The following is a 6,481-nucleotide window of genomic DNA, read 5'->3' on the forward strand; positions in this document are numbered from 1 at the left end:
CTTCGCTCTCGCCAAGCAGTGGCGCGGCATCGCGACCCGGTACGACAAACTCGCCATCACCTACCGCGCCGGCGTCACCCTCAGCGCCATCCTGACCTGGCAACGGCTATTGGGAGACACGTCCTAGACGGTCCCGTCCAGTTTGCGAGCCGTTCCTCCAGTGTCGCCACCTGTCTCCCGCTTTCTTGTGTATCCCTCGTCGATGCGACGACCCGAAGTCACCGTAGTGTGTTCCGGAGGCGATCTCGCGTATTTGAGCAACTCCGTGAATGCAACCGGCGCCGATCCCGCGCAACAGGGATCGGCGCCAGCTCGTGCAGCCCGAAGTCAGAGCGCGGCGGCTCCGGCCTCAGCCACCGTCTGGTCCTCTTCGATACTGCCGGTGGACACTCCGATGGCTCCGACGATGACACCGTCACGGACGAGCGGGATCCCTCCGGGGAACACGACGATGCGGCCGCCGTGAGCGTCGTTGAGGCCGTACAGGTCGCCTGTCGGGCGCGTTGCCTCGGTGAGGTCCTTGGTCTGGGTCTGGAAAGCGATGGACGTGTACGCCTTGTTGATGGCGATGTGGATGCTGCCGATGTTCGCAGTATCCATCCGCACGTGTGCCTTGAGGTTGCCTCCGGCGTCGACGACGGCGATGTCCTGGGGCTGTCCGATCTCCTCAGCGCGCGCGATGGCGGCATCGATGACGCGGCGAGCGTCCTCAAGGGTGATGGTGTCCTGGATCTTGGGGTTCGACATGGTGTCTCCTCTTCATTGAAGGTCAGGTGTTGCGGGTGTTAGGCGTCGCGTGAGCGACGACTGGGGTGGAGCCTCGGCCGGCCCCGATGAAGGCCTGACAGACATGGGCCGGCCGAGGGGTTGAAAGTTCCCGTCAGGCGACGGGAAGCAGTGCGATGGAGAGCGCGGCGGCGAGCGCGCCTCCGATGAGCGGGCCGGCCACGGGCACCCAGGAGTACGCCCAGTCGGAGGTGCCCTTGCCCTTGATGGGGAGGATGGCGTGAATGATGCGAGGCCCGAGGTCGCGCGCGGGGTTGATGGCGTAACCGGTGGGGCCGCCGAGGCTGATACCGATACCGATGACCAGGAAGGCGACGGGCAGGGCGCCGAGTTCCGCGGGGGTGCCTCCATTGGTGAAGGCGAGGATGCCGAACACGAGGACGAACGTTCCGATGACCTCCGTGACGAGGTTGGAGCCGTAGGCACGGATGGCAGGACCGGTCGAGAAGACGCCGAGCTTCGTGGCGGGGTCGGGCTCTTCGTCGAAGTGGCGCCGGTATGTGATCCAGACCAGGAGCGCTCCGAGCATGGCACCGACGAGCTGAGCGGCAATGTAGACGAGGAACTGCACGAATGTGATGTTTCCGAGGATCAGCAGGGCGATGCTGACGGCCGGGTTGAGGTGCGAGCCCGAGGAGTACGATGCCGTGACTCCAGCGAAGACGGCGAGACCCCAGCCGATGCTGACCGCGAGGAATCCTGATCCGAGACCCTTGCTCTTGATGAGGGAGACGTTGGCGACGACTCCGCAACCCAGCAGAAGTAGCAGGGCCGTTCCGACCGTTTCGGAGAGGAAGATCAATCCGAGGTCCATGGTGTTTCCTTTCCGCGGACGTCTGCGTCCGCGCAGGTCAAACCACGCGCTCGGGTGCGCGTGGTCACACATGGTGGTGGTGCGAGGGGGCGGCGCCCGGGTAGAAGGTGGAAGGTCAATCGCGGTCTACCCGGGCGCGCTCGGTACGGGACTGTGCGGCGCAGCGTGACCTACGCCGCACAGCGGGGGGCTGCTCAGAAGGTGCGGATCGGGATCTCCGCGGGAGCCTCGAGAAGTTCGCGAATCTCGTCGTCAAGCTTGACAAGCGTGATGGACGCGCCCGCCATGTCCAGCGAGGTGCAGTACTCGCCGACATAGCTACGGGTTGGGGTAATTCCCTGGGCCGCGAGCTTCTCGTGTGCGATGCCGTACAGAAGGTACAGCTCGCTGATGGGGGTGCCACCGAGACCGTTCACCATCAGCGCGACGTCATCGCCGCTGCTGTAGGGGATGTCGCTCACGATGGGCTCCAGAAGCAGGTCGACGATCTCGTTCGCCGGGACCCACTTCTGACGTGCACGGCCGGGCTCACCGTGGATACCGATGCCGACCTCGATCTCGTCGTCGCCGATCTCGAACAGCGGCTCACCCTTGGCGGGCGGGGTGCAGGCGGTGAGCGCCACGCCCATGGTGCGGGTGACGGCGTTGACCTTCTCGCCGATCCGGACGATCTCGTCGAGGTCCTTGCCGGCCTCAGCGGCAGCGCCGACGGCCTTGATGACGAAGAAGTTGCCGGCCACGCCGCGGCGACCGATGGTGTACAGCGAGTCCTTCACCGCGACGTCGTCGTCGATGAAGAGGGTGCGCACCTTGATGCCCTCTGCGGCAGCGAGCTCTTCTGCCATTTCGAACGCCATCTTGTCGCCGGTGTAGTTGTTCACCAGCAGCAGCACACCCTTGTCGCTCTTGACGCGGCGTGCGGCCTCGACGACGAAATCGGTGGGCGGGGCGGCGAACACGTCACCGGGGCAGGCGGCGTCCAGCATGCCCTTGCCGACAATCATCACGTGTGCGGGCTCGTGGCCGGAGCCGGAGCCCTGGATGATGGAGACCTTGTCGTTGTTGGGCGCATCGGCGCGGACGATGAGGTTGTACTTCGGGTCGTACGTGAGCGTGTCAGGGTTCGCCAGGGCCAGACCCTTCAGCATCTCCGGAACGAACGCCTTCGGGTCGTTGATGAACTTCTTCATTGTGTTCTCACTTCTTTGTGTCGGATGGGGGTGGAGGGAGGGTAAGTCGTTACCAGGTGTCGGCGATGCGCTCGGCGAGCACTGCCATCGCGATGGCGCCTGGGTCGGGGGAGCCGATGCTGCGCTCACCGGTGTAGGACGCGCGGCCTCGATGTGCCTCGAGCTTCGCGGTCTCTTCGGCGGCGGTGCGTGCGACCTCGGCTGCGTGCTGAGCGACGGCCTTGCCGTCCAGACCCTTATCGAGGTCCGCCTCGATGGCATCGGTGAGCGGGACCAGAGCGTCGAGCAGCGTCTTGTCTCCGAGGGAGGCGCCGCCGCGCTTCATGATGCCCTCGACGGCCGAGCGAAGCATCGCGACCACATCGGCCGGGCTGACGTCGTTCTTGTCTTTCACGGAGATAGCGGCGCGAAGGAACGCCGTGCCCCAGATCGGGCCGGACGTGCCACCGATACGGCCGGACATCGTTGTCGCAACCTTCTGGATGAAGGTGCTGAGATCCGACCGCTCGTACTCGTCCCATTCGGCGATGACGTTCTCGAATCCGCGAGCGAGCGAGTATCCGAAGTCGCCGTCGCCGGCGACGGCATCCAGGTCGCTGAAGTACTTCTCGTTGTCGACGCACGTCTGTGCGATGAGCTTGATGACGCCCTCGACGCGGGCGGCGCCCGCCTGGCTGAAGGTGCTGCTCATGATGATCCTCGGGTTCGGTTATCGGGTGGTGAGGGCAGTGAGGGTGTCGAGGGTGACCTGACCGGTCTCCTCGACGCCACGCGGGTTGGAAAGGAAGCGCGCTGGCGTCTGCGGCTGGTCACCCAGGCTGTCAACGACCAGTGCCGCCTCGGTGAAGTCCTCGTCGGCGGTGTAACTGGACACCGTCACGACCGTGGTGATGCCGGCCGCGGCGGCGGCCCGCAGCCCGTTCTGGCTGTCTTCGATGACCACAGCGTCCGCCGCGTCGACACCGAGGTCCCGCAGAGCGAGCAGGTAGATGTCCGGTGCCGGCTTCTTCGCCGGGACCACGTCTCCCGCGTAGATACGGAACCAGGAGGCGGACTCTGCACCGACCGCATGTTCCAGCACGGCGCGCACCGATTCTTCGGCGGACGTGGATGCGACAGCGAGCAGCCATCCTGCGTCGTGTGCAGCAGCGACGATTCGGGCGATTCCGGGCCGCCCCGGCATCTCACCAGCTCGAACCTTCGCTGTATAGCGGTCGGTCTTGAAGCGGTGCCACCGCTTGACGAGCTCGATCTGTGCAGCTTCGTCGGTGGGCAAGTTCGCCGACGCAATGAAGTCGCTGGTGAGAAGCGAGGCGAGACGCTCCTTGCCGCCGCCGATTCGTACCTTCTCGGCATAGTCCTCCTCGGACCAGTGCACGGGAAGGTTGAAATGCGCGAAGGTGTCGTTGAAGGCGGGCAGGTGACCATCGCGCTCGGTGTCTGCGAGCACTCCGTCGCAGTCGAAGATCAGGGCGCGAGTCACGGCTTGACGGCCTTCGCCTTGGCTGCCGTGCCATCGGAGCCGAACCATTCGATGTGGTCACCGATGACGCTGGTGACAGCATCACCGATGGCAGTCATCAACTTCGGCGGATCCCAATGGTTGTTGGCGCGCGCCCAATCGAGATGCTCCGCCGATGCCTGCATGTACGCGTGCTTGACGGCTGTGGAGATGTTGATCTTGGAGACGCCATTGTTGATGAAGGCGCGGAAGTCGGCCGGCTCAAGGCCGGTTCCCCCGTGAAGAACAATTCCCTTGTCCGTGAGGTGCGCGAGTTCGCGGACGCGCTCAGGGAGAAGGGTCGGCTTGGACGTGAACAGGCCGTGGCTCGTGCCCAACTGCGGGGCGAGCAGGTCAGCGCCGGTGCGCTCCGCGATGGCTGCGAGCTGGTCGACGGTATACGCGTGGTGGGCTTCGTCGCTGCCGACTCCGTCTTCGACCCCGAGGATGTTCTCGATCTCGGATTCGACGTCGACGCCCGCTGCGTGAGCCTCCTTGACGACTTCCGTCGTCTCACGCTCTGCGTCAGCAAGATCACGGTCAGAAGCATCGAAGAGAACCGATGACCACCCGGCGGCAATGACGTCAGAGAGGACAGAACGGTCCGGGCAGTGATCCAAGTGGAGCGCGACCGGCACGGATGTGTGCCGCGTGAGCGCCTGGAAAAGGCTCGTGATGAAAGCGGTCCCCGAGGTGCGAACAGTCTTTGTCGAGATCTGGACAATCAGAGGCGAGTCCTTCTCCTCGGCTGCGGCGATGACCGCGCGCATGCTGATCTCGTCGAAGACGTTCACGGCGGGAACCGCGTATCCGTGCTTCCGCGCTCCCGTCGTGAGACGACGAGTTGATACGGCCATAGTCCGATCTCACTTCCTTGTGTCAGGCTCTGCCTCAGCGAGCTCGGGCCAGAACATCTTTCGTTCCGGTCCTTTTGGTCCAGAGTACATGGCTATACAACTCTATACAAGACCGACTAGGTGTGATGTCCAGGGACGTTGTTTCGGCGACACGGCTATGAGGAGCTGAAAAGCGAGGGCCTCCGGTTGTGAAGTGGAGCTGTTGAGTTCAACCGCTTCACGAACCAGGAGGCCCTCATGTCCCACGCTAACGCTGCCCTGACACCACGCGCTCGTCTTCGGCTGGCGCGCCTGATCGTCGAGGACGGCTGGCCGCCGTCCCTGGCGGCGAAGATGTTCATGGTCTCGCCCGTCACAGCCAGGAAGTGGGCTGCCAGGTTCCGAGCCGAGGGGCCGACCGGGATGACGGATCGATCGAGCCGCCCACGGTCGATGCCGGCGAGGACACCGCTGCCCGTGGTCAAGAAGATCGTGAAAGCGAGGTGGCGACGCCGTCTCGGCCCGGTCCAGATCGCTGGCGAGCTCGGTCTGCCCGCCTCGACCGTCCACGCAGTCCTGGTGCGATGCCGGATCAACAGACTCAGCCATATCGACCGGGTCAGCGGTGAGCCGATCCGCCGGTACGAGCATGATCATCCCGGCTCGCTGCTCCATGTCGACGTCACCAAGTTCGGCAACATCCCCGATGGCGGCGGGCACCGTTACGTTGGCCGAGTCCAGGGCGAGCGCAACCGCGAGGCCACCGCTTCTCGTCTGCAGAGCCGGAACCACCGCTATGAGCCGCGCCTGGGCACCGCGTTCGTTCACACCGTCATCGACGACCACTCCCGCGTCGCCTACGCCGAGATCTGCTCGGACGAGAAAGCGGACACCGCGATCGGTGTCCTGCGCCGCGCTGTCGCCTGGTTCGCCGACCGTGGTGTCACGGTCGAGCGTGTCCTCTCAGACAACGGCTCCGCCTACAAGTCATATGCCTGGCGCGATACCTGCACGGAGCCTGGAATCACAGCGAAGAAGACCCGCCCCTACCGGCCGCAGACGAATGGGAAGATCGAGCGGTTCCACCGCACCCTCGCCGATGGTTGGGCCTATGCCCGGTTCTACGGATCAGAAGCCGAACGCCGCGCGGCGCTGCCGGGTTGGTTGCACTTCTACAATCATCACAGGCACCACTCCGCGATCGGAGCCCCGCCCATCCGCAGGATCTGGGCTGACCCCTTCTCGTAGGTCCGGTGGTTCTGAGAGTCGTCCTGTTGCCCGAGGGTTCGGGCAGGGAGACTGGTCAGATCATGTCGAACAGCAGGAAGCGTCACACCCCGGAGCAGGTCGTCCG

At 64.7% G+C, this 6,481-nt stretch carries 7 protein-coding genes and 1 pseudogene; 2 read left to right on the forward strand and 6 right to left on the reverse strand.

The annotated features are described in order from the left end of the window. Nucleotides 1–127: pseudogene (locus ABD774_RS21005) on the forward strand (IS5/IS1182 family transposase); the annotation flags it as partial. A 200-nt stretch (nucleotides 128–327) separates the two neighbouring features. Here the strand turns inward: ABD774_RS21005 and ABD774_RS21010 are convergent. From ABD774_RS21010 to ABD774_RS21035, 6 genes are all read right to left on the reverse strand, one after another. Beyond that, nucleotides 328–747, reverse strand: coding sequence for a GlcG/HbpS family heme-binding protein (locus ABD774_RS21010; protein ID WP_042540859.1), 420 nt, complete (start codon nucleotides 745–747; stop codon nucleotides 328–330). A 133-nt stretch (nucleotides 748–880) separates the two neighbouring features. Further along, nucleotides 881–1,600, reverse strand: a complete 720-nt coding sequence (locus tag ABD774_RS21015) for an MIP/aquaporin family protein (protein ID WP_345045600.1) — start codon at nucleotides 1,598–1,600, stop codon at nucleotides 881–883. A gap of 194 nt (nucleotides 1,601–1,794) precedes the next feature. Next, nucleotides 1,795–2,790: a dihydroxyacetone kinase subunit DhaK gene (dhaK, locus tag ABD774_RS21020; protein ID WP_068751136.1), complete on the reverse strand. Its 996-nt coding sequence runs from the start codon at nucleotides 2,788–2,790 to the stop codon at nucleotides 1,795–1,797. A gap of 49 nt (nucleotides 2,791–2,839) precedes the next feature. Continuing rightward, nucleotides 2,840–3,481: a dihydroxyacetone kinase subunit DhaL gene (gene dhaL / locus ABD774_RS21025; RefSeq protein WP_345045605.1), complete on the reverse strand. Its 642-nt coding sequence runs from the start codon at nucleotides 3,479–3,481 to the stop codon at nucleotides 2,840–2,842. Nucleotides 3,482–3,499: 18 nt separating this feature from the next. Then, complete coding sequence (locus tag ABD774_RS21030) at nucleotides 3,500–4,273, reverse strand: HAD-IA family hydrolase (RefSeq protein ID WP_345045607.1); 774 nt, start codon at nucleotides 4,271–4,273, stop codon at nucleotides 3,500–3,502. Continuing rightward, the gene (locus ABD774_RS21035; protein WP_345045610.1) at nucleotides 4,270–5,148 is read right to left on the reverse strand and encodes a class II fructose-bisphosphate aldolase; all 879 of its coding nucleotides are present in this window, start codon (nucleotides 5,146–5,148) and stop codon (nucleotides 4,270–4,272) included. The genes ABD774_RS21030 and ABD774_RS21035 overlap by 4 nt, the downstream gene beginning before the upstream one ends. 237 nt (nucleotides 5,149–5,385) lie before the next feature. Between ABD774_RS21035 and ABD774_RS21040 the strand changes: the two genes are divergently transcribed. Continuing rightward, on the forward strand, nucleotides 5,386–6,375 hold the full coding sequence (locus ABD774_RS21040; RefSeq protein ID WP_345045612.1) for an IS481 family transposase: 990 nt from the start codon (nucleotides 5,386–5,388) through the stop codon (nucleotides 6,373–6,375). The last annotated feature ends 106 nt before the right edge of the window (nucleotides 6,376–6,481 follow it).

Origin of the sequence: Georgenia daeguensis, assembly GCF_039537705.1 — a bacterium.
Lineage (GTDB): Bacteria > Actinomycetota > Actinomycetes > Actinomycetales > Actinomycetaceae > Georgenia > Georgenia daeguensis.